17 protein-coding genes are annotated in these 20,492 nt (G+C 68.6%); 12 read left to right on the forward strand and 5 right to left on the reverse strand.

Annotation, left to right across the window (positions count from 1 at the left end):
* The 3 genes from CVV76_RS20280 to CVV76_RS20295 all read right to left on the reverse strand — a co-directional run.
* The coding region (locus CVV76_RS20280) for an AIR synthase related protein (RefSeq protein WP_233193044.1) at positions 1-909 on the reverse strand (909 nt) is incomplete at its 3' end.
* 147 nt (positions 910-1,056) lie between these two features.
* Positions 1,057-1,347 (reverse strand): hypothetical protein, encoded by a 291-nt coding sequence (locus CVV76_RS20285; protein WP_102226517.1) that lies wholly within the window; start codon positions 1,345-1,347, stop codon positions 1,057-1,059.
* A 1,065-nt stretch (positions 1,348-2,412) separates the two neighbouring features.
* Positions 2,413-3,324 (reverse strand): LysR family transcriptional regulator, encoded by a 912-nt coding sequence (locus CVV76_RS20295; RefSeq protein ID WP_102226518.1) that lies wholly within the window; start codon positions 3,322-3,324, stop codon positions 2,413-2,415.
* A 157-nt stretch (positions 3,325-3,481) separates the two neighbouring features.
* Between CVV76_RS20295 and CVV76_RS20300 the strand changes: the two genes are divergently transcribed.
* The 6 genes from CVV76_RS20300 to CVV76_RS20325 all read left to right on the forward strand — a co-directional run bounded on the left by CVV76_RS20300 (position 3,482) and on the right by CVV76_RS20325 (position 12,305).
* Complete coding sequence (locus tag CVV76_RS20300; RefSeq protein WP_102226519.1) at positions 3,482-6,904, forward strand: indolepyruvate ferredoxin oxidoreductase family protein; 3,423 nt, start codon at positions 3,482-3,484, stop codon at positions 6,902-6,904.
* 124 nt (positions 6,905-7,028) lie between these two features.
* Entirely contained in the window at positions 7,029-7,901 is an 873-nt protein-coding gene (locus CVV76_RS20305; protein ID WP_102226520.1) for a lysophospholipid acyltransferase family protein, read from the forward strand.
* Positions 7,902-7,937: 36 nt separating this feature from the next.
* The gene (locus CVV76_RS20310) at positions 7,938-8,750 is read left to right on the forward strand and encodes a glutamate racemase (protein WP_102226521.1); all 813 of its coding nucleotides are present in this window, start codon (positions 7,938-7,940) and stop codon (positions 8,748-8,750) included.
* Between the two features lie 277 nt (positions 8,751-9,027).
* On the forward strand, positions 9,028-9,486 hold the full coding sequence (gene ccmE / locus CVV76_RS20315; RefSeq protein ID WP_102226522.1) for a cytochrome c maturation protein CcmE: 459 nt from the start codon (positions 9,028-9,030) through the stop codon (positions 9,484-9,486).
* A gap of 230 nt (positions 9,487-9,716) precedes the next feature.
* Positions 9,717-10,796, forward strand: a complete 1,080-nt coding sequence (locus CVV76_RS20320; RefSeq protein WP_233193041.1) for a hypothetical protein — start codon at positions 9,717-9,719, stop codon at positions 10,794-10,796.
* A gap of 222 nt (positions 10,797-11,018) precedes the next feature.
* Positions 11,019-12,305 (forward strand): O-acetylhomoserine aminocarboxypropyltransferase/cysteine synthase family protein, encoded by a 1,287-nt coding sequence (locus tag CVV76_RS20325; RefSeq protein ID WP_102226524.1) that lies wholly within the window; start codon positions 11,019-11,021, stop codon positions 12,303-12,305.
* A 579-nt stretch (positions 12,306-12,884) separates the two neighbouring features.
* Here the strand turns inward: CVV76_RS20325 and nikR are convergent.
* On the reverse strand, positions 12,885-13,349 hold the full coding sequence (gene nikR, locus CVV76_RS20330; RefSeq protein WP_102226525.1) for a nickel-responsive transcriptional regulator NikR: 465 nt from the start codon (positions 13,347-13,349) through the stop codon (positions 12,885-12,887).
* A gap of 631 nt (positions 13,350-13,980) precedes the next feature.
* On the opposite strand from nikR, the gene cbiM reads away from it, so the two are divergent.
* The 3 genes from cbiM to CVV76_RS20350 are packed head-to-tail and all read left to right on the forward strand — an operon-like array spanning position 13,981 to position 16,858.
* Entirely contained in the window at positions 13,981-15,081 is a 1,101-nt protein-coding gene (gene cbiM, locus CVV76_RS20340; protein WP_102226527.1) for a cobalt transporter CbiM, read from the forward strand.
* Positions 15,078-15,956 carry a cobalt ECF transporter T component CbiQ gene (gene cbiQ, locus CVV76_RS20345; protein WP_102226528.1) on the forward strand — a complete coding sequence of 293 codons (879 nt, stop codon included), beginning with the start codon at positions 15,078-15,080 and terminating at the stop codon, positions 15,954-15,956. Before cbiM ends, cbiQ begins: the two co-directional genes overlap by 4 nt.
* Entirely contained in the window at positions 15,953-16,858 is a 906-nt protein-coding gene (locus CVV76_RS20350; protein WP_102226529.1) for an energy-coupling factor ABC transporter ATP-binding protein, read from the forward strand. The genes cbiQ and CVV76_RS20350 overlap by 4 nt, the downstream gene beginning before the upstream one ends.
* Before the next feature lie 43 nt (positions 16,859-16,901).
* On the opposite strand, the gene CVV76_RS20355 is transcribed toward CVV76_RS20350, so the two are convergent.
* The gene (locus CVV76_RS20355; protein ID WP_102226530.1) at positions 16,902-17,672 is read right to left on the reverse strand and encodes an IclR family transcriptional regulator domain-containing protein; all 771 of its coding nucleotides are present in this window, start codon (positions 17,670-17,672) and stop codon (positions 16,902-16,904) included.
* 103 nt (positions 17,673-17,775) lie between these two features.
* On the opposite strand from CVV76_RS20355, the gene CVV76_RS20360 reads away from it, so the two are divergent.
* From CVV76_RS20360 to pcaF, 3 genes are read left to right on the forward strand one after another with little or no spacing between them, the layout of a single operon-like run.
* Positions 17,776-18,498: a 3-oxoacid CoA-transferase subunit A gene (locus CVV76_RS20360; protein WP_102226531.1), complete on the forward strand. Its 723-nt coding sequence runs from the start codon at positions 17,776-17,778 to the stop codon at positions 18,496-18,498.
* Positions 18,495-19,175 (forward strand): CoA transferase subunit B, encoded by a 681-nt coding sequence (locus CVV76_RS20365; protein ID WP_102226532.1) that lies wholly within the window; start codon positions 18,495-18,497, stop codon positions 19,173-19,175. Before CVV76_RS20360 ends, CVV76_RS20365 begins: the two co-directional genes overlap by 4 nt.
* A 1-nt stretch (position 19,176) precedes the next feature.
* Positions 19,177-20,382, forward strand: a complete 1,206-nt coding sequence (pcaF, locus tag CVV76_RS20370) for a 3-oxoadipyl-CoA thiolase (protein ID WP_102226533.1) — start codon at positions 19,177-19,179, stop codon at positions 20,380-20,382.
* Positions 20,383-20,492: the final 110 nt, after the last annotated feature.

The raw sequence follows: 20,492 nt of genomic DNA on the forward strand, positions 1-20,492 counted from the left end.
GGCCGTCATCCCCGCCTCGCGACAGGGCACGCGGTCCAGATCCAGCCGGACACCCAGATTGCCCTTGTCGCCCATCTCCACCGCCGAGCAGGTCAGCCCCGCGGCGCCCATGTCCTGGATCGAGATCACCGCTCCGCTCGCCATCAGCTCCAGGCAGGCCTCGAGCAGGCGCTTTTCGGTGAAGGGGTCGCCGACCTGCACAGTGGGGCGCTTTTCCTCGATCGTGTCGTCGAACTCGGCCGAGGCCATGGTGGCACCGCCCACCCCGTCGCGCCCCGTCTTGGCGCCGAGATAGACCACCGGCATGCCCACGCCCGAGGCGGCCGAGTAGAAGATCTTGTCGGCATCCGCCAGACCCGCCGCGAAGGCGTTGACCAGGCAGTTGCCGTTATAGGCCGGGTGGAACCGCACCTCGCCGCCGAGGTTCGGCACGCCGAAGGCATTGCCGTAGCCGCCCACGCCCTCGACCACGCCTTTCACGAGGTGTGCGGTCTTGGGATGGTCCGGTGCGCCGAAGGAAAGCGAATCCATCGCCGCGATCGGCCGCGCGCCCATGGTGAAGACGTCGCGCAGGATGCCCCCCACCCCGGTGGCCGCGCCTTGGTGCGGCTCGATGTAGGAGGGGTGGTTGTGGCTTTCCATCTTGAAGACGACCGCCTGCCCGTCGCCGATATCCACGACACCCGCGTTCTCGCCCGGGCCGCAGATGACCTGCGGGCCGGTGGTCGGCAGCGTGCGCAGCCACTTCTTCGACGATTTGTAGGAACAATGCTCGTTCCACATCGCCGAGAAGATGCCCAGTTCGGTGAAGGTGGGCGTGCGGCCAATGATCTCCTCGATGCGCGCGTATTCGTCGGGCTTCAGCCCGTGCGCGGCAATCAGCTCTTCGGTGATCTGCGGCTCGTCCATATCCATCCCCGGTCCTGTCCCAGCGCGATTTCGGCTCCTTTTAGGGGGCGAACCCCAAAGAGGAAAGGCCGAATCCGCCCCCGGGACGGTGAGAGGGCGCGCATGCCGCGCCCTCTCGGGGGTGCCGCCGGCCGGCGGGGGGAAAGCTCAGTTGTTGCCGCCGATCAGCCGGGTGAACTGGTTGGCTGTCATGTCCAGACGGATGCGCGGCCCGGGCCGGCCCTGGGTCTCCAGCGCCAGTGAGACATTGCGCGACCCGAGGCCGAGCGTGGGGTTGAGCGCGACGTCGATCGCAAGTCGCCCGTCCGAGGGCTTCGCGGTCTGGATCATCCCGAGGGTGACCCGGTCGGAGGAGACCAGAACCGCACCGAGGTAGCGCTGCGAGGCATAGGCGCCCGAAGCGGCGCTACCCCGCACGGCGTTGCCGCGCGCCGCCATGCCGGTCGAGGCCCCGCCCCAGCCGCTGCCCGAACCGCCGCCATAGCCGGAGCCGCCACCGTAGCCGGACCCACCGGACCCGCCACTTGCGACACCGCCCGAGCCGCCACCGGTGCCGGAGCCGCCGGACCCTGAGCCTCCCGAGCCGCCAGAGCCGGACCCACCAGAACCGGATCCGCCCGAGCCGGACCCACCCGAGCCAGAACCGGAACCGCCCGAGCCTGAACCGGAACCCCCCGAGCCTGAACCGGAACCGGAACCGCCCGAATCCGCGGACGAGCCGACGCCGACCCCGGCGCCGACACCCAGGCCGCCGCTATCCGTGCTGCCCACGCCGGCCCCCGCACCGACGCCCAGCCCACCGACATCGGCGCCCACTCCGGCGCCGACCCCGCTGCTGTCAGCCCCCACACCGACACCGGCACTTATGCCCCCGACATCGGCACCGACGGTCAGCGCCCAGGATGGCGGGGCAAACGCGATGGAAAGGGCAGTGACGGCGACCCCGAGCAGTGGGGTCTTCATGATCCTGTCAGACATGTTCTCTTCCTCTTGCTCAGATGGACGGCCAGAGCGGTGCCAGAGCAATCGGGCGTCCGCCTCGGCCAGCAGGCACCTTTTCGGTGCCGACGATGGGGGCGGGGGTTCGATAGAGTTGAGAAAGTCTTACCCTCGCAACCAAGGGTAGGGTTGGCCCGGAATCCGGCAAAAAACTGACATCTAAGATACATTTTAAAGGCGCGCGACCTGGCGACGCCCGGTTCCGCGGCAAGTGCGAATAATTCCGAGGAAATTTTATGCAGTCTGCCGATTGGACAAAAAAAAGGCCGAGCAAAGCTCGGCCAAAGTCCAACAGGGAGGTAAAAGGCGCCGCGAGTTGCCTCGCCATCGCCTTCGAAAGGTGATCTAGGGACTCACGCCCCACGGTTCAAGAAAAATGATGCCGCAGAGGCAGCATGCCCGCCATGCGCTTTGCGCATAGCTCTGTCACGCGAGACATGGAGTGCGACTTTTGCGTGCACTTTCGGGGCTGAACGCCCGCGATGAATGCGCCGAAAAGACGGCTCAGGCGGCCTTTTCGGCCCGCTCCTGCTGACTCTTGCGATAGGCGACGATCTCTTCGGTCACGAAATCGCGGAAGGCTGCCACCCGCTTGGAATGGCGCAACTCCTCCGGATAGGCGAGGAACACCGGAACCTCGTTCGACTCGACGTCGGGCATCACCCGCACGAGGTTCGGGTTGTCATGCGTCAGGTAGTCCGGCAGCACCCCGATGCCGAGGTTGCTGTTCACGCCCTGCAGCACGCCGAAGTAATTGTTCACCGTGAGCGTCGACGGAATGTCGTAGGTCAGCAGCTTCTGCACCAGCGCCGCCCCGGCGGCGACCTGGGCCACCGCGGTGTTCTGGCAGATCAGCCGATGCCCGGCCAGATCCTCGGGCCGCTCGGGCGTGCCCCGCGCCTCGAGGTAATCGCGCGAGGCGTACATCCGCATCCGGATGTTCATCAGCCGCTTGCGGATCAGGTCGGCCTGGCTCGGCTCCTTCATGCGGATCGCGACGTCGGCCTCGCGCATCGGCAGGTCGAGCACCCGCTCCTCCAGCATCAGGTCGATCTTGAGGTCGGGGTAGCGTTCGTAAAGCTTGCTCAGCCGCGGCGCCAGCCACAGCGTGCCAAAGCCCATCGTGGTGGTTACGCGCAGTTCGCCGAACACCTCGTCCTCGGTGTCGCGAATCCGCGCGGCGGCGCTGTCGAGGCGTTTGACCATCGACGATGTCGCCTCGAACAGCAATTCGCCCTGCTCGGTGAGAATCAGCCCCCGCGCGTGGCGGTGGAACAGCGTGGTGTTCAGGCTCTCCTCAAGCGCCCGGATTTGCCGGGAAACGGCGGATTGCGACAGGTGCAGCGACTCACCCGCATGGGTCAGGCTGCCCGCGTCCGCGACCGCGTGAAAGATTCTGAGCTTGTCCCAGTCCATGACGAAACCATCTCTTGTCAGCAGGGCCGTTCCTTTCCGGCCCTTATAAACGGGCAAATCTGCCTTGCAAGGGATGCATAGCTCGATTTACATACTTGTAGGTCAGCGTTTGTGACCTATACTGACGTTTAGCTCAATCGGCATGGGGAGGTGCTTCATGAGCAGGCAGGATGTGAAACTATCCGACCGTTTCGACCTGACCAAGTCGCCGGTGCTTATGAATGGCACCCAGGCGCTGGTCCGTCTCATGCTGATGCAGAAGGCGCGCGACGCGAAGGCCGGGCTGAACACCGGAGGCTACGTCTCGGGCTATCGCGGATCGCCGCTGGGCGGGGTCGATCTGCAGATGGCGCGCGCGGAAAAGCTTCTCACGGAGAACGACATCCGGTTCCAGCCCGGGCTGAACGAGGATCTGGCTGCCACCGCCGTCTGGGGCACACAGCAGGCCGAGCTGCGCGGCGAGGGCAAGTACGACGGCGTCTTCGCGCTGTGGTACGGCAAGGGTCCGGGGGTCGACCGCTCGGGCGACGTGATGCGCCATGCCAACATGGCGGGCACCTCGCCCAACGGCGGCGTGCTGATGGCGATGGGCGACGACCACACCGGCGAATCCTCGACCACCCTGCACCAGTCCGACTGGGCCATGGTCGATGCCTACATGCCCGTGGTGTCCCCCGCCGGCGTGCAGGAGATCCTCGACCTCGGGCTCTACGGCTGGGCGCTCAGCCGCTATGCCGGGGTCTGGGTCGGCCTCAAGACCATGAAGGACACGATCGAGGCGACGGCGGTGATCGACGGCGACCCGTTCCGCCAGAGTTTCGTCACCCCCGACTTCAAGATGCCTCAGGGCGGGCTGAACATCCGCCTCGGCGACACGCCGGTCGCGCAGGAAGCGCGGATGATCGACTACAAGCGCTTCGCGGCCGAGGCATTTGCCCGCACGAACCGGATCGACCGCCGCGTCTGGGGCAAGCCCGGCGCCAAGATCGGCCTTGTCGCGGCCGGCAAGAACTGGCTCGACCTGCAACATGCGCTGGCCCTTCTCGGCATCGACGAGACCGAGGCGGAGCGTCTGGGCATCACCACCTACAAGGTGGCGCAGACCTTCCCCCTCGACATGGAAAGCTTTCACGAATGGGCTGACGGTCTCGATCTGGTCATCGTGGTCGAGGAAAAGCGCAAGCTGATCGAGGTACAGGTCAAGGAAACCTTGTTCGACGACCGCGGCGGCCGCCGGGTCTACGGCTGGCACAAGGGCGACAGCTGGGAACATGGCCGGCAGGTGGAGCTGTTCCCCACCCGCTACGCCCTCGACCCGATCATGATCGCCGAGAAGCTGGGCGAGATCTTCGTCGAGGAAGGCCGCGGCACCGACCGGATGCGCGCCGGCATGCAGCGGCTGGAAGAGGCCCGCAAGGCCGACAACGCACAGGATATGGCGGCCCGCCTGCCCTATTTCTGCTCGGGCTGCCCGCACAACACCTCGACCAGGGTTCCCGAGGGGTCGCGCGCCTATGCCGGCATCGGCTGTCACTACATGGTACAATGGATGGACCGCTCGACCATGGGCTTCACCCACATGGGCGGCGAGGGTGCGAACTGGATCGGCGAGGCGCCGTTCTCGACCCGCGACCACATCTTCCAGAACCTGGGCGACGGCACCTACAACCACTCGGGCGTGCAGGCGATCCGCGCGGCCCTCGCCGCCGGCACCAACATCACCTACAAGATCCTCTTCAACGACGCGGTCGCCATGACCGGCGGCCAGACGAACGAGGGCGGCCTCACCGCCGACCGCATCGTGCGCGAGATCCAGGCGATGGGCGTCCAGACCATCGCGCTGGTCTACGACGAGAAGGAAGAAATCGACCTCAAGGCATTCCCCTCGGGCATCGAGACCTACGAGCGCGCCGACCTGATGTCGGTGCAGGAAAAGCTTGCCAAGGTGAAGGGCGTCTCGGCCATTGTCTACGTCCAGACCTGCGCGGCCGAGAAGCGCCGTCGCCGCAAGCGCGGCAAGTTCCCCGACCCCGACAAGCGGGTGTTCATCAACACCGACGTCTGCGAGGGCTGCGGCGATTGCGGGGTGCAGTCGAACTGCGTCTCGATCGTGCCGAAGGAAACCGAATTCGGCCGCAAGCGCGCGATCGACCAGTCGTCGTGCAACAAGGATTTCTCCTGTCTCAAGGGATTCTGCCCCTCTTTCGTGACGCTGGAGGGCGCCAAGGTGAAGAAGGCGGCGACCGTCAAGATCGACCTGCCGGACCTGCCCGCCCCTGCCCTCCCCGCGATCGACGGCACCCATAACGTGGTGATCACCGGCGTCGGCGGCACCGGCGTGGTGACGGTGGGCGCGATCCTTGCCATGGCCGCCCATGTCGATGGCAAGGGCGCCGGCATGATGGAGATGGCGGGCCTCGCCCAGAAGGGCGGCGCGGTGCACATCCATTGCCGCATCGCCAACCGGCCCGAGGACATCAGCGCGATCCGTGTCGCCGTGGGCGAGGCCGACGCGGTGATCGGCGGCGATCTGGTGGTGACGGCAGGCGCGAAGACGCTCGGCCTGATGACCACGGGACGCACCGGCGCGGTGGTCAACAGCCACGACATCGTCACCGGCGAATTCACCCGCGACACGGAATTCCGCATCCCCTCGGACCAGCTGGAGCTGTCGCTTCAGGCCCGACTGAAAGAGCGCGTGGGCCTCTTCGACGCGACGGAACTGGCCCGCGTGGTGATGGGCGATTCGATCTATTCAAACATGATGGTCTTCGGTGCCGCGTGGCAGGCCGGGCTGATCCCGATCTCACACGAGGCGATCCTGACGGCGATCGAGCTCAACGGTGCGGCGGTCGACGCCAACAAGCGCGCCTTCGAGATTGGCCGCTGGGCCTGCGAACACCCCGAGGACGCGGCGCGTGCCGCCACGCCGAAGGTTCTGGCGCTGCCGAAGAGCCTCGAGGAAAAGATCGCCTTCCGCGCCGATCACCTGACCGCCTACCAGGGCAAGCGGCTGGCGAAACGCTACCGCAGGCTGGTCGACGGGATCGGCGACGCGACCCTCAAGGAAGCGGTGGCCAAGGGCTATCACAAGGTGCTGGCCTACAAGGACGAATACGAGGTCGCTCGGCTGCACCTCGACACCCTGGCCAAGGCGCGCGAGGAATTCGACGGCGATTTCCGCATGTCCTTCCACCTCGCCCCGCCGATCCTGTCGAAGGAAGGTTCCGACGGCCGCCCGGTGAAACGGACCTTCGGGCCGGGCATGCTGCGCTGGTTCCGGCTTCTGGCCGCGATGAAGGGCCTGCGCGGCACACCCTTCGATCCCTTCGGCCGCTCGGCCGAACGCCGCGCGGAACGGGCCCTGATCAAGAGCTACGAGGCCGACATCGCCGAGGTGCTTTCCGATCTGACCTCGTCCAACCTCGAGACGGCGGTGAAGATTGCCGAGCTGCCGCTGAAGATCCGTGGCTTCGGCCCGGTCAAGGAGGCCAACGCGAAGAAGGCCGAGGGCCTGCACGCCCAGCTCTTCGAGACGTTCCGCAAGGGCGCGGGCGGGATGCGCCACGCGGCGGAATGAGCCCCGCGCGACGGGCCGCCCGAAGGCCTGTCGCAGAACTGTCGCGATTTCGTGATCTTTGGGGGGCCGTGGTATATGGTTTGAGCGCAGCGACCACGCCCCCCTTCCGATCCGGACGAGACAGATGACGAACGAGGCCGCCCGCGAGATCAGCTATTCCTACTCGGCCCGATCGCGCAGCGGCCGGGCGCTGATCCGCGCCATGGAAAATTCCACCGGCCGGCTGGGCCTGATCCGGCGTGCCCGCGGCTATGAGCTTGAGGTGGCCGAGGGCCGCAGCTTCTGGGAGGTGATCGCGGAACGTTACGGCCTGACGCTGCAGGTCACCGGCGGGGCGCTGTCGAACATCCCCGCCGCGGGCCCTGTCGTGGTGATCGCCAATCACCCTTACGGCATTCTCGACGGGCTGATGCTGGGACTCCTGCTCGACCGTGCGCGGGGCGATTTCCGCATCCTCGCGCATAATGTCTTCAAACGGGCCGAGGATATCCGCCGCATCATCCTGCCGATCTCGTTCGACGACACGAAGGAGGCGGTGAAGCTCAACCTCGAGACGCGCGCCGAGGCGCTTTCCTACCTCGGCCGCGGCGGCGCGATCGGGGTGTTCCCGGGCGGCACCGTCTCGACCGCCGCCAGACCCTTCGGCCGGCCAATGGACCCGGGCTGGCGCAACTTCACCGCCAAGATGATCGCCAAGTCGGGGGCCACCGTCGTGCCGGTCTTCTTCGAGGGCCACAACTCGCGCCTCTTCCAGGTCATGAGCCATCTGCACCCCACTTTGCGCATGGGCCTCCTGATCAAGGAATTCCGCGCCCGCGTCGGCCGGTCGGTCAAGGTGGTGGTCGGCGATCCGATCCCGCCGTCACAGATCGCGGCGCTGCGGTCGGACAGCAAACAGATGATGGATTTCCTGCGCAGGGCCACGTATGACTTGTCTCCGGAACCCTTGAAATCCTACGAACACGGCTTCGAGTTCGAGGAAAAATACAAGGTCTGACGGGGCCTTGCGCCCCGAAGTTGAAAGGGGCGCGCTATGGCGGTTGGGGTGTTCGATTCAGGCCTTGGCGGATTGACCGTGCTTGAGGCCGTGACCCAGCGCCTGCCGGAAGTGCCCTTCGTCTACTTTGCCGACAGCGCCCACGCTCCCTATGGCGTCCGCACCGCGGAGGACATCTACAACCTGACCTGCGCCGCCGTGGAACGGATGTGGGACGAGGGCTGCGACCTCGTCGTGCTGGCCTGCAACACCGCCGCGGCGAATGCGCTGAAGCGGATGCAGGAGACCTGGCTGCCGCCGGAAAAACGCGTGCTGGGGGTGTTCGTTCCGATGATCGAGGCGCTGACCGAACGCAAATGGGGCGACAATTCCCCGCCCCGCGAGGTGGCGGTGAAGCATGTGGCGCTGTTCGCCACCCCCGCCACCGTCTCGTCGCGCGCCTTCCAGCGCGAACTCGCCTTTCGCGCGATCGGCGTGGATGTCGAGGCCCAGCCCTGCGGCGGCGTGGTCGACGCGATCGAGGACGGCGACGAGATCCTGGCCGAGGCGCTGGTGAACTCCCATGTCGAGGCGCTCAAGCGGCGAATGCCGCACCCCGAGGCCGCGATCCTCGGCTGCACGCATTACCCGCTGATGCAGAAGACCTTTCAGACCGCTCTGGGTGACGGTGTCACGGTCTACAGCCAGGCCGCGCTGGTGGCCGCCAGCCTTGCCGACTACCTGACCCGGCATCCCGACATGGTCGGCCCGGGGACGGAACGCAGGTTCCTGACCACCGGCGACCCGGCGCGGGTCTCGTCCAAGGCGGTCCAGTTCCTGCGCCGCCCGATCACGTTCGAGAAGGCCTGAGCGGCGCCTCCCCCGCCGACGCCCCGCCAGACGCCGCGCCGGACCGTTGCCCCGTTGATCCAGCGCAAGGCACGCCGACGTGAACACGGGTAGGGTGCAGCGGATCGTCGCGCCCCCGCGCTCTGGCCAAGCGGGGCGGGCCGCGCCATATGGTGCGGGCGGAGGGCCACCGGTGGCCGGGGCGGCGCGCATCACATGCGCGGGCGCGAATACTTGACTTGCGGGCCCCTCGGGGGCTTTGCTCTTGGCGCCGGCACAGCACCTGGCGGAGGGGTCGATGAAAAGCCTGAAGAAGAAGCGGCGGATACAGATCATCGTGGTGGCGGCGGTGGCGCTGGTGCTGTCGACCGCGCTGGTGGGCTACGCGTTCCGCGGCGGCATCAACTTCTACCGCACGCCCACCCAGGTGGCCGAGAAGGCCCCCCCTTCGTTCGAGATCTTCCGCATCGGCGGCCTCGTCAAGAAGGGCACGCTGGTGCGCGGCGACGGCAAGACCATCACCTTCGACGTGACCGACACCAAGTCGGCGATCCCCGTGCGCTTCACCGGCGTGCTGCCAGACCTCTTCTCCGAGGGGTCGGGCATGATCGCGACCGGACATATGGAACATGGCACCTTCATCGCGCGCGAGATCCTTGCCAAGCACGACGCGACCTACATGCCGAAGGAAGTGATCGACACGCTCAAGGCGCAGGGCGTCTACGAGCCGCCGAAAGGGGCACAGGGGTCGAGCTGACCCGCAGCTGACCCGACCTTCGCGTGACCCTTGGCATGACCGGCGGCGCGGCCGGGGGCCAGCCCCCGGACCCCCGGGATATTTCCGCTCAGAAGAAGGGGGGCGTGGCTTTGACCCCTGGTGCCGCGTGGCGTGTTTGACGGCAAGGGGCGCGCTTTCGGATGGGCGGAAGGGCCCTTTCTTCGGGGGGGAAAGCCCTTATACTGCCGGGCAAAAGTGCCGAGGCAGCGATGGCAGAGAACAGAGTGGGACGGACGGGGGCCGCAGGGACCGGGATCCCGGCCCGGGGTCAGGCAGAGGGGGCGGCCGCGGGTCCGGTGGGGGATAGCGGGACCGTCTTCAACATCGTGATCGTCGCGCAGGCCGGGCGGTTGCAGCACGAGGCGCTTTTGTTCGCGGCCTCGCTGCGGGCCACCAACCCGGATTTCTCGGGCCGGCTGTTCATCGCCGAGCCGCAGCCCGGACCGCTCTGGCCGCAGGATCCACGCATCGCCGACCCGCAGACCCGCGAGATGCTGATCGCGCTCGGCGCGACCTTCTTGCCCTTCGAGAGCCGCCATTTCGGCGCCGCCTATCCCTACGGCAACAAGATCGAGGCGCTGTCGGCCCTGCCTGACGCGCCGTTCGTCTTCTTCGACACCGACACGCTGGTGACCGGCGAGCTGGGGCGCGTGGGGTTCGATTTCGACCGTCCCTCGGCCTCGATGCGGCGCGAGGGAACCTGGCCGGAGATCGCGCTTTACGGACCGGGCTACACGGCGACGTGGAAATCGCTTTACGACAGGTTCGGGCTGGAGTTCGAGAGCACGCTCGACCTGGGCCAGCCCGACGAATACTGGGAGCGCTACCTCTATTTCAACGCGGGCTGGTTCTTTCATCGTTCGCCCGCGGCATTCGGGAAGCGTTTCCTCGAGACCGCGTTGGCGATCCGCGACGACGGGCCGGAAGAGATCGTCTGCCAGCCGTTGGATCCGTGGCTTGACCAGGTGGCGCTGCCGCTGGTGATCCACGGGCTCGGCGGCGGGCGGCCGGGGCCGGAGCTGGCGGGGCTGGACGGGGACGTCACCTGTCACTATCGCCTGCTGCCGCTGCTTTACGCACGCGAGAGCGACAGGGTGGTCGAGGTGCTCGAGCAGGTCTCCGCACCGAACCCGATCAAGAAGCTGTTGCGCGGGTCCGAGGCGATGCGCAAGCTGGTTTACCAGGGCAAGGGCGCCCGGGTGCGGGCGATGTTCGATCGCGACGACCTGCCCCGGCGCGAGCAGATGATCCGCAACGCGATCAAGCGCGAGAAGCTCTGGCTGCGGTGAGCTCTGGCGGCGGTTTGCGAGCGGAGAGGCCGGGAGCGAGAGGCCGGGAGCGAGGGGCCGGCCCCTCGCGCTCCCCGGGATATTTGCGCTCAGAAGAAGGCGGGGCGGTTTTGCCTGCGCGGCCGGGCGGCGCGGGGCCATGTTCCGGGGCGTGTTGTGTGTCGGCCGGGGGTGGCCTAGGCTCCGCGTCGACACGCGCATGTGGCAAGCGAGGAGGCCCCGATGAGCAAGACCTATGGTTTCGACACGTTGCAGATCCATGCCGGTGCCCGGCCGGACCCGGCGACCGGGGCGCGGCAGACGCCGATCTACCAGACCACGGCCTACGTGTTCCGGGATGCGGACCATGCGGCAGCGCTCTTCAACCTGCAGGAGGTGGGGTATATCTATTCGCGGCTGACCAATCCGACGGTCGCCGTGCTGCAGGAGCGGATCGCGACGCTGGAGGGCGGTGCCGGGGCCGTGTGCTGTTCCTCGGGTCACGCGGCACAGTTGCTGGCGCTTTTCCCGCTGATGGCGCCGGGGCGGAATGTCGTCGTCTCGACACGGCTTTACGGCGGCACGATCACCCAGTTCAGCCAGACGATCCGGCGTTTCGGCTGGTCGGCGAAATTCGTCGATTTCGACGATCTGGACGCGGTGCGGGGGGCGATCGACGACGACACCCGCGCGGTCTTCTGCGAGACCATCGCCAATCCCGGCGGCTATGTCACCGACCTTGACGCCATTTCGGCCGTGGCGCGGGAGGCGGGGCTGCCGCTGATCGTCGACAACACCTCGTCCACCCCTTACCTGTGCCGGCCGATCGAGCATGGCGCGGCGCTGGTGGTGCATTCGACGACCAAATACCTGACCGGGAACGGCACCGTCACCGGCGGAGCGGTGGTCGACAGCGGCACTTTCGACTGGTCGGCGAGCGACAAGTTCCCCTCGCTCAGCCAGCCCGAACCCGCCTATCACGGGCTGAAGTTCCACGAGACCTTCGGCAGCCTGGCCTTCACCTTCCACGGCATCGCCGTGGGCTTGCGCGATCTGGGCATGACGATGAACCCGCAGGCCGCGCATTACACTCTGATGGGGATCGAGACGCTGTCGCTGCGCATGGCGCGCCATGTCGAGAATGCCGAGAAGCTGGCCGCCTGGCTCGAGGCCGATCCGCGGGTGACGGAGGTGACCTATCCGGGGCTTGCCTCCTCGCCCTACCACGACCGGGCCAAGGCGCTGTTGCCGAAGGGGGCCGGGGCGCTCTTCACCTTCGGGGTGAAGGGGGGCTACGACGCCTGCGTGCGGCTGGTGGACAGCCTCGAATTGTTCAGCCATGTGGCGAACCTCGGCGATGCGCGGTCGCTGATCATCCACCCGGCCTCGACCACCCACCGGCAGCTGGAAGAGGATCAGCAGCGCGCGGCGGGCGCTGCGCCCGAGATGGTGCGCGTCTCGATCGGGATCGAGGATGCCGACGACCTGATCGCCGACCTCGACCAGGCGCTGGCGAAGGCGGCGGGGTAAGGCCGCACGCGCCACGCCGTGCCGCCAGGGCCGTGCGTCCGGGGCGATGGGCGGGCTGGCCTTGGCCGGGTGACCGAGCGGAAGCACGGCACGGTCCGGCGCCGCACCGCCACGGGCCGTGCGTCCGGGTGCGGTAATCGCTACGTGAGTGGCACCGCCGGGTGTGGCGGTGCACGGCACTGGCCGGCTGGCCGAACGGAGGGACGGCGCGGTCCGGCGTCGCCCCCCTCCCGGGCGACGCGTCCGAGACTTCGGCGAACACGGCTCGAGGGCGCCGCCGGATGCGACGGGCGGTGGTGACTGGCCTTGACCGAGTGGCCGAACGGAAGGACGATGCGTTCCGGCGCCTGACCACCCCGGGCCCTGCGTCCGGAATTGCGGCGGACACTCCGCGAGGGGTGCGCCGCATGCAACGGTAGTATCTGGCGCTAGCCGAGCGGCCGGACGGAAGGACGAGGTGTTCCTGCGTCGGCCCCGGGGACCCAGGGCGAGGAAGGTCGGATCAGGCCCGAAGACGGGGCGTCCGAATTGTACCGGGGTGGCTGAACCTGCTTGGGACTGTCCCGAAGGACGTCCCCCTCAGAAGCTGTCGCGCACCTTGAGGTGGCTATGACTGTGGGCGCCCTCGCCATGGTCGTGCTCCTCGATCTCGGTGGTGACCGGGATCAGGGCGAGCCTGCCGTGGCGGACGCCGCGTTCCAGGAAAAGGCCGTGGGCGAAGCTTTCGACCTCGGCCACCGGGCCGCGCATCACCGTGACCTCCAGGGCCTCCTCATGGTCGACGGGCACCGAGAGCGAGGCGATCGCACGGTCGTGCCGCTCGTGCCGGCGCAGGGGGACGCGGCGCACCAGATCGCGCCGAGAAAGGTCGAGCGTGTAGCTGACCACGGCCACGCAATCGGCCTCGTCCGGCGCCTCGCGCGCCAGCCCCCGGCGCATCAGGTCGCGCAACGCCTCGGATCGGTTCGAGGCCGAGGACCGCTCCATGAAGGCGTCGAGCTCGGCCAGAAGCTCGTCTTCGAGGGTGATGGTGATGCGCTGCATGACGGGGCTCCGGCGTTCCGCCCCCCGGGCGACGGGCCGGGGGCGGGACCGTTGTCGCCCGTCCGGGGGATAAAGTCCATTTCCGAGGCATTCCGGCGCGCGTCCTTTGACCGCCTAGTCGTCACCCAGCCCCGTCTTCCATGCCGTCCCGTCTGTCGCCCCCGCCCTGTGCGCCGCCCTACCCTGTCCGCGCGCCCCCTCTCTGCCGTCCTGGTCTATCCACCTCTTCCGTGCCGTCCCGTCTGTCGTGCCGCCCTGTGTGCCGTTCCACCCTATCCGCCGTCCGGCCATGTCCCAGTCACGCTCTGTCCGCTGCGCCGCCCTGTCTTCCATGCCGTCCCATCTGTCGTCCCCGCCCTGCCTGCTGTCCCGCCCTGTCTGCCAAGACATCTGCCGACCAAGCCCTGTCGCCGCCCCGTCTCCCGGCCCGCGCCGTCAGTGGTCCCGCTCCCTCCAAAGTCCAATCTTTGCCCCGGCCCTCATCTGCCGGTATGATAACTCAACAAAAAAATCATATTCCGATTGCCGCCCCGCCCTGCCCGGCGCTAGCCTGCCGGAGACGAGTCGGGGCGGGCCGGTGCGAAGCGCCGCCTTGCCCCGAACAGCGCAGCGCAAGGACGAGGCCCGCCGCATGCATATCCCCGACGGGTACCTCTCGCCCCAGACCTGCGCGGTGACCTACGCGGCCGCCCTGCCCTTCTGGTACGTCGCCTCGCGCCGGGTCTCGGCGCTTATGCAGACCAGGGCGGTGCCGCTCATCGCCGTGGTCTCGGCCTTCTGCTTCGTGGTGATGATGTTCAACCTGCCGCTGCCCGGGGGCACGAGCGGGCACGCGGTCGGCATGACCATCGCCGCGATCGTGCTGGGGCCCTGGCCCGCGGTCGCGGCGATCTCGATCGCGCTGCTGGTGCAGGCGGTATTCTTCGGCGACGGCGGGCTGACGGCCTATGGTGCGAATTGCCTGAACATGGGGATCGTCGGGCCCTTCGCGGGCTGGGCGCTCTACCATCTCTTCGCCGGAAGCTCGGGGGTCGCGTCGCGGCGCCGGGTGGTGGCCGCGGCGCTGGCGGGCTACCTGTCGATCAACGTGGCGGCGCTTTGCGCCGGGGTGGAATTCGGCGTTCAGCCGATGCTGTTCCACGCAGCCGACGGCACGCCGCTTTACGCGCCCTACCCGCTGTCGGTCGCGGTGCCGGCGATGCTGATCGGGCACTTGACCTTCGCGGGGCTGGCCGAAGCGGTGATCACCGGGGGGCTCGTCGCCTATCTGCAACGCGCCGACCCGACGCTGCTGACGTCGCCCGGGCGCGGATCCCGCACCGAGGCAGGCACCGAGGCAGGCACCGAGTTTGGCAAAGACACCGCTGCGGGAGCCGGATGGCGCGGAACCCGCAGGCTCTGGGCCGGGGTGGGCGCGCTGATGGTGCTGAGCCCGCTAGGCCTCCTTGCCGCCGGCACCGCCTGGGGCGAATGGCGCGCTGCGGACTTCGCCAGCCGGGCCGGGCGCGACGCGATGGCGGCCGCCTCGGGCGCGGCCCCGCCGCAGGCGCCCCCCGCGGGCCTGGCCCGGTTGTCCGAGATCTGGACCGCGCCGATGCCGGATTACGCCCCTGCCTTCCTGCACAGCGAGATCTTCGGCTACATCCTGTCGGCGATGGTCGGCGGCGGGCTGATCGTTCTGGTCTTCGCCGGCCTCTCGGCGCTGGCCGCGCGGCGGCGGATCGACGCGTGAGCGATACGGTGCCCTCGCCCTCGCCCGCCCCCGCGGGCTACGGCGCCTGCGACTGCGGGCCGACAGGGCGCCGGAAGGGCGGCGCACTGGATCGGGTGCTGCGCGGCCTTGGCGCGGTGGCGGAACATGCGCGGAGCGCCGAGCAGATGGCCTCGCGGCGGGGGCTGCTGCAAGGGCTGGACCCCCGGATCAAGGTGGCGGGGCTGGGGGCGCTGGTGCTCTCGGCCACGCTGACCCACCGGCTGGAGATACTGGGCGCGCTCTTCGTGCTGGCCTGCGCGCTGGCGCTGGCGTCGCGCATTCCGCTGTGGCGGCTGGCGCGGCAGGTGTGGATCGGCGTCGGGCTGTTTTCCGGCGCGCTCGCCCTGCCCGCGCTGTTCCTCGTGCCCGGCGCCCCGCTGGTGGCGGGGCTGCCGGTGAGCGGGCCGGGACTGGTCAGCGCCGCCTTCCTGCTGGGCCGGGCGGAAACCGCCGCGAGCTTCGCCGTGCTGCTGGTGCTGACCACGCCCTGGCCGCATGTCCTCAAGGCGCTGCGCAGCCTGCGCGTGCCGGTGGCCCTGGTCGCGATCCTGGGGATGACGCATCGCTACATCTTCCTGCTGCTCGAAAGCGCGGCCGAGATGGTCGAGGCCCGGCGCGCCCGCCTCCTCGGCCCGCTGCCGCCCAAGGCGGAGCGGCGCCTCGTCGTCGGCGCGGTCGGTGCGCTTCTCTTGCGGTCGCTCGACCTCGCGGGAGAGGTGCACCTGGCGATGGTCGCGCGCGGCTACCGCGGCGAGGTACGGCTGATCGACGAATTCCGTATCCGCCCACGCGACTGGCTGGCGCTGGCCTGCGCGCTGGCGGTGCCCGTGGCGATCCTCTGGGGACAGGCATGACCGACGTGTACGACCTCGAAGCGCTGCGCTTCACCTACCGCGACACCACCGCCCTCGACGGGCTCACCCTGGGCATCCGGGCGGGGGAGCGGGTGGCGCTTCTGGGGCCGAACGGGTCGGGCAAGTCGACCCTGCTGCGCCTGATGTGCGCACTGTCCTTCGCCACCGGCGGCACGGCGCGGGCCTTCGGCGCGCCGCTGACCGAGGCGCAATTCGCCGACCCCGCACGCAACCACGCCTTCCGCCGCCGGGTGGGCCTGGTGTTCCAGTCGCCCGACGTCCAGCTCTTCAACCCGACGGTGTTCGACGAAATCGCCTTCGGTCCCCTGCAGATGGGCTGGACGGCCGAGGAGACCCGGGCCCGGGTCGAGGAGGCGCTGGCCGCGCATGACCTCGGCCCCCTGCGCGACCGTCCACCCCACCGCCTGTCGGGCGGCGAGAAGAAGCGCGTCGCACTGGCCTCGGTGCTGGTGACCGGGCCCGAGGTGCTTCTGCTCGACGAACCGACCGCCGCACTCGACCCCGCGAACCGCGATGCGCTGGTGCACCGGCTGGGCAGCCCGGAACTGGCCGGCAAGACCATCGTCACCGCGACGCATGAGCTGGACATCGTCCCCGCCATCGCCGATCGCGCGGTGGTGATGGTCGCGGGCAAGGTGATCGCCGACGGTCGGCCCGCCGACCTGCTGGCCGACCACGACCTCTTGCGCCGCGCGGGCCTCACCCATGTGCACCGCCACACCCACGACGGCCGCGAACACGCGCATCACCACGTCCACGCGCTCGACCCCGGTGCGCATGGGCACGGCGCGCGTGGGCACGGTGGGCATGGGCACGGCGCGAATGTCGGGCACGGGGAGCATCAGCCTGATAGATTCAACCACGACGGGCATGGCAAATGAAGTGCGCCGTCGGCGGCGGCACAGACGATGGCGTCGGAGCGCCCTAGCGCAGCACCCGCCGCAGCCCGGCCTGCACCCGCGTGAGTTCCGGCAGGTAGCGCTCCACCAGGGTTTCCGGCGGGTCCTGCGTCACCCCCATCCCACTGTTGAGCGCGGCCACCACCCGGCCATGGCTGTCGAACAGCGGCACGGCAAGCGACCGCAGCCCGACCTCCACCTCCTGCTCGATCAGCGCATAGCCCTGCGCCCGGACCAGCCCGATCCGCGCCATGATCTCGTCGGGCTCGGTCACGCTCCACGCCGTGCGCGGCGTCAGGTCCGAGGCCTCGACCAGCGCGCGCGCCTCCGCCTCGGGCAGCGCGGCCAGCAGCACCCGCCCCATCGACGTGCAATGCGCCGGCAGCCGCGACCCCGGCATCAGCCCGATCGACATCACCCGCCGCTGCGCCGCCCGCGCAAGGTAGACGATCTCGGTCTCGTCGAGGATCGAGACGGAACAGCTTTGCCCGATCCGCTCGGTCAGCTGATCGAGCCAGGGTTGCACCACCTGCGGCAGCGGCAGCGAGGCCAGCGCCCCCATTCCCAGCCGCAGCGTCCGGGGCGTGAGGGTGAAGAACTTGCCGTCGTAATCCGCATAGCCCTCGTGGTGCAGGGTCAGCAGACAGCGCCTTGCGGTGGCCCGATCGAACCCGGTGACGGCGGCGACCTCGGCGATCGACCGGCGCGGCGTGTCGGCGCCGAAGCATTCGATCACCCGCAACCCCTTGGCGAAGGAGGCCACGAACTCTGGCGGGCGGGCAGCTTTGTTCGACATGCGAACAGCTATTGTCAGGATGCGAACAAATGTCAAGATGTGAACGAAGAGCGTGGAAAACCTCGTCGGGCGGGCCTACCCCTCTGGGCCAGGAGGACTTTTCATGGACAAGACACTTCCCTCGCTGGCCGAGGCGGTGGCGGGGATCGAGGACGGCGCGACGGTGATGATCGGCGGCTTCGGCGGCTCGGGCGCACCGATCGAGCTCATCCACGCGCTGATCGACCGTTACCTCGCGACCGGCCATCCAAAGGGGTTGACAATCGTCAACAACAACGCGGGCAACGGCCATGTCGGCATCGCCGCGATGATCGAACAGGGCATGGTCGCCAAGATGATCTGCTCGTTCCCGCGCTCGGCCGATCCGCGGGTCTTCACCGAGCTGTACCTGTCGGGCAAGATCGAGCTGGAACTGGTGCCGCAGGGCACGCTGGCCGAACGGATCCGGGCCGGCGGCGCGGGCATCCCGGCGTTCTACACGCCCACCGGCTACGGCACCGAGCTGGCGAACGGCAAGCCGGTCGAGGAATTCGACGGCAAGCACTACATCCGCGAGCGCTGGCTCAAGGCCGACGTCGCACTGATCAAGGCCGAGATCGGCGACACGATGGGCAACCTCACCTATCGCATGGCCGCCCGCAACTTCGCGCCCCTGATGGCGACGGCGGCCGAGCGCACCATCGTACAGGTCACCAAGCTGGTCGCCCCCGGCGGCATCGACCCCGAGGCGGTGATCACCCCGGGCCTCTTCGTCGACGGCCTCGTGGAAGTGGCGACCCCGGCGCAGGAAGAGGCGCTCAACCGCGCGGAGGCACACCACCCATGACCGATCAGATCGAGAAACTCACGAACGCCCAGATCGCCTGGCGCGCGGCGCAGGACATCGCTGACGGCGCCTATGTCAACCTTGGCATCGGCTTCCCCGAGATGGTGGCCAAGTTCCAGCCCGAGGGGCGCGAGGCGGTGTTCCACACCGAGAACGGCGTATTGGGCTTCGGCCCCGCCCCTGCGCCGGGCGAAGAGGACTGGGACCTGATCAACGCCGGCAAGAAGGCGATCACGCTGAAGCCGGGGGCTGCCTTCTTTCACCATGCCGACAGCTTCGCCATGGTCCGCGGCGGCCACCTCGACGTAGCCATCCTCGGCGCCTACGAGGTGGCCCAGACCGGCGACCTTGCGAACTGGTCCACCGGGCCCAAGGGCGTGCCGGCAGTGGGCGGCGCGATGGACCTGGTCCACGGCGCCAAACGGGTGGCGGTGATCACCGAACACGTCACCAAGAAGGGCCAGCCCAAGCTGGTGGAGCGTTGCTCGCTTCCGCTCACCGGGGTGGGCTGCGTCACGCGGGTCTATACCTCGCTCGCCGTCGTCGATATCGAGGATGGCAGGTTCGTTCTGCGCGAGAAGCTTGCCGGCCTCTCCTTCGACGACCTGCAAGCCCAGACGGGGGCGGAACTGCATCGCCCCGGCCCCGTCGCCGACCTCATCGTTCCGGAGTTGTGACATGGCTGACGCCTTCATCTGCGACTACATCCGCACCCCCATCGGCCGTTTCGGCGGCGCCCTGTCCCAGGTCCGGGCCGACGACCTTGCGGCGATCCCGCTCAAGGCGCTGATGGACCGCAACCCCTCGGTCGACTGGGAAGCGGTCGAGGATGTCCTCCTCGGCTGCGCCAACCAGGCGGGCGAGGACAACCGCAACGTCGGCCGCATGGCAGTGCTTCTGGCGGGCCTGCCGGTGGCGGTGCCGGGCAACACGATCAACCGGCTCTGCGGCTCGGGCATGGACGCGCTGATGACCGCGGCCCGCGCGATCAAGGCCGGCGAGGCCGATCTGATGATCGTCGGCGGGGTCGAGAGCATGACCCGCGCCCCCTTCGTGATGCCGAAGGCCGAGACCGCCTTTTCGCGGTCGAACGCGGTCTACGACACGACCATTGGCTGGCGCTTCGTCAACAGGAAGATGAAGGCGGAATTCGGCGTCGATTCGATGCCCGAAACGGCCGAGAACGTTGCCGACGACTTCAAGGTCAGCCGCGGGGACCAGGACGCCTTCGCCATCCGCTCGCAGCAGAAGGCGGGCCGGGCGATGGCCAACGGGCGGCTGGCGGAAGAAATCGTTCCGGTCAGCATTCCCCAGCGCAAGGGCGACCCGAAGATGGTGGACACCGACGAACACCCCCGCCCCGAGACGACGCTTGAGGCGCTGGCCAAGCTGCGCCCCATCGTGCGCGAGGGCGGCACGATCACCGCGGGCAACGCGTCAGGGGTGAACGACGGTGCGGCCGCGCTGATCATCGCCTCCGAGGCGGCGGTGAAGGCGCATGGCCTGACCCCGATCGCCCGGGTTCTGGGCGGGGCGACTGCGGGGGTTCCGCCGCGGATCATGGGCTTCGGCCCGGCGCCGGCCTCGAAGAAGCTGATGGCGCGGCTGGGGTTCACCCCCGCCGATTTCGACGTGATCGAGTTGAACGAGGCCTTCGCGAGCCAGGGCCTTGCCACGCTGCGCGACCTTGGCGTGGCCGATGACGACCCGCGGGTGAACCCCAACGGCGGCGCGATCGCGCTGGGTCACCCCCTCGGCATGTCGGGCGCGCGCATCGCGGGTACCGCCGCGCTGGAGCTGGTGAAGACCGGCGGCACGCGGGCGCTGGCGACGATGTGCATCGGCGTCGGCCAAGGCATCGCGGTGGCGCTGGAACGCGTCTGACAACAACCGGGCGCCGGGGCAACTCCCGGCGCCTCCCGCCCGCCGCCTGAAAGGGCCCTTCGGCGCGGCGCCCCCTTCCCCTGTCGCCCCCTGCCAGAATGCAAGAAACG

The sequence above is a fragment of the Acidimangrovimonas sediminis genome (genome assembly GCF_002871005.1).
In the GTDB taxonomy this organism is placed as follows: domain Bacteria; phylum Pseudomonadota; class Alphaproteobacteria; order Rhodobacterales; family Rhodobacteraceae; genus Acidimangrovimonas; species Acidimangrovimonas sediminis.

Bases quoted from the DNA above. Each gene is read 5' to 3' on its own strand.
- CVV76_RS20285 (WP_102226517.1), bottom strand. From the start codon at position 1,347: ATGGCGGCGCGCGGCAACGCCGTGCGGGGTAGCGCCGCTTCGGGCGCC.
- CVV76_RS20295 (WP_102226518.1), bottom strand. From the start codon at position 3,324: ATGGACTGGGACAAGCTCAGAATCTTTCACGCGGTCGCGGACGCGGGC.
- CVV76_RS20300 (WP_102226519.1), top strand. From the start codon at position 3,482: ATGAGCAGGCAGGATGTGAAACTATCCGACCGTTTCGACCTGACCAAG.
- CVV76_RS20305 (WP_102226520.1), top strand. From the start codon at position 7,029: ATGACGAACGAGGCCGCCCGCGAGATCAGCTATTCCTACTCGGCCCGA.
- CVV76_RS20310 (WP_102226521.1), top strand. From the start codon at position 7,938: ATGGCGGTTGGGGTGTTCGATTCAGGCCTTGGCGGATTGACCGTGCTT.
- ccmE (WP_102226522.1), top strand. From the start codon at position 9,028: ATGAAAAGCCTGAAGAAGAAGCGGCGGATACAGATCATCGTGGTGGCG.
- CVV76_RS20320 (WP_233193041.1), top strand. From the start codon at position 9,717: ATGGCAGAGAACAGAGTGGGACGGACGGGGGCCGCAGGGACCGGGATC.
- CVV76_RS20325 (WP_102226524.1), top strand. From the start codon at position 11,019: ATGAGCAAGACCTATGGTTTCGACACGTTGCAGATCCATGCCGGTGCC.
- nikR (WP_102226525.1), bottom strand. From the start codon at position 13,349: ATGCAGCGCATCACCATCACCCTCGAAGACGAGCTTCTGGCCGAGCTC.
- cbiM (WP_102226527.1), top strand. From the start codon at position 13,981: ATGCATATCCCCGACGGGTACCTCTCGCCCCAGACCTGCGCGGTGACC.
- CVV76_RS20350 (WP_102226529.1), top strand. From the start codon at position 15,953: ATGACCGACGTGTACGACCTCGAAGCGCTGCGCTTCACCTACCGCGAC.
- CVV76_RS20355 (WP_102226530.1), bottom strand. From the start codon at position 17,672: ATGTCGAACAAAGCTGCCCGCCCGCCAGAGTTCGTGGCCTCCTTCGCC.
- CVV76_RS20360 (WP_102226531.1), top strand. From the start codon at position 17,776: ATGGACAAGACACTTCCCTCGCTGGCCGAGGCGGTGGCGGGGATCGAG.
- CVV76_RS20365 (WP_102226532.1), top strand. From the start codon at position 18,495: ATGACCGATCAGATCGAGAAACTCACGAACGCCCAGATCGCCTGGCGC.
- pcaF (WP_102226533.1), top strand. From the start codon at position 19,177: ATGGCTGACGCCTTCATCTGCGACTACATCCGCACCCCCATCGGCCGT.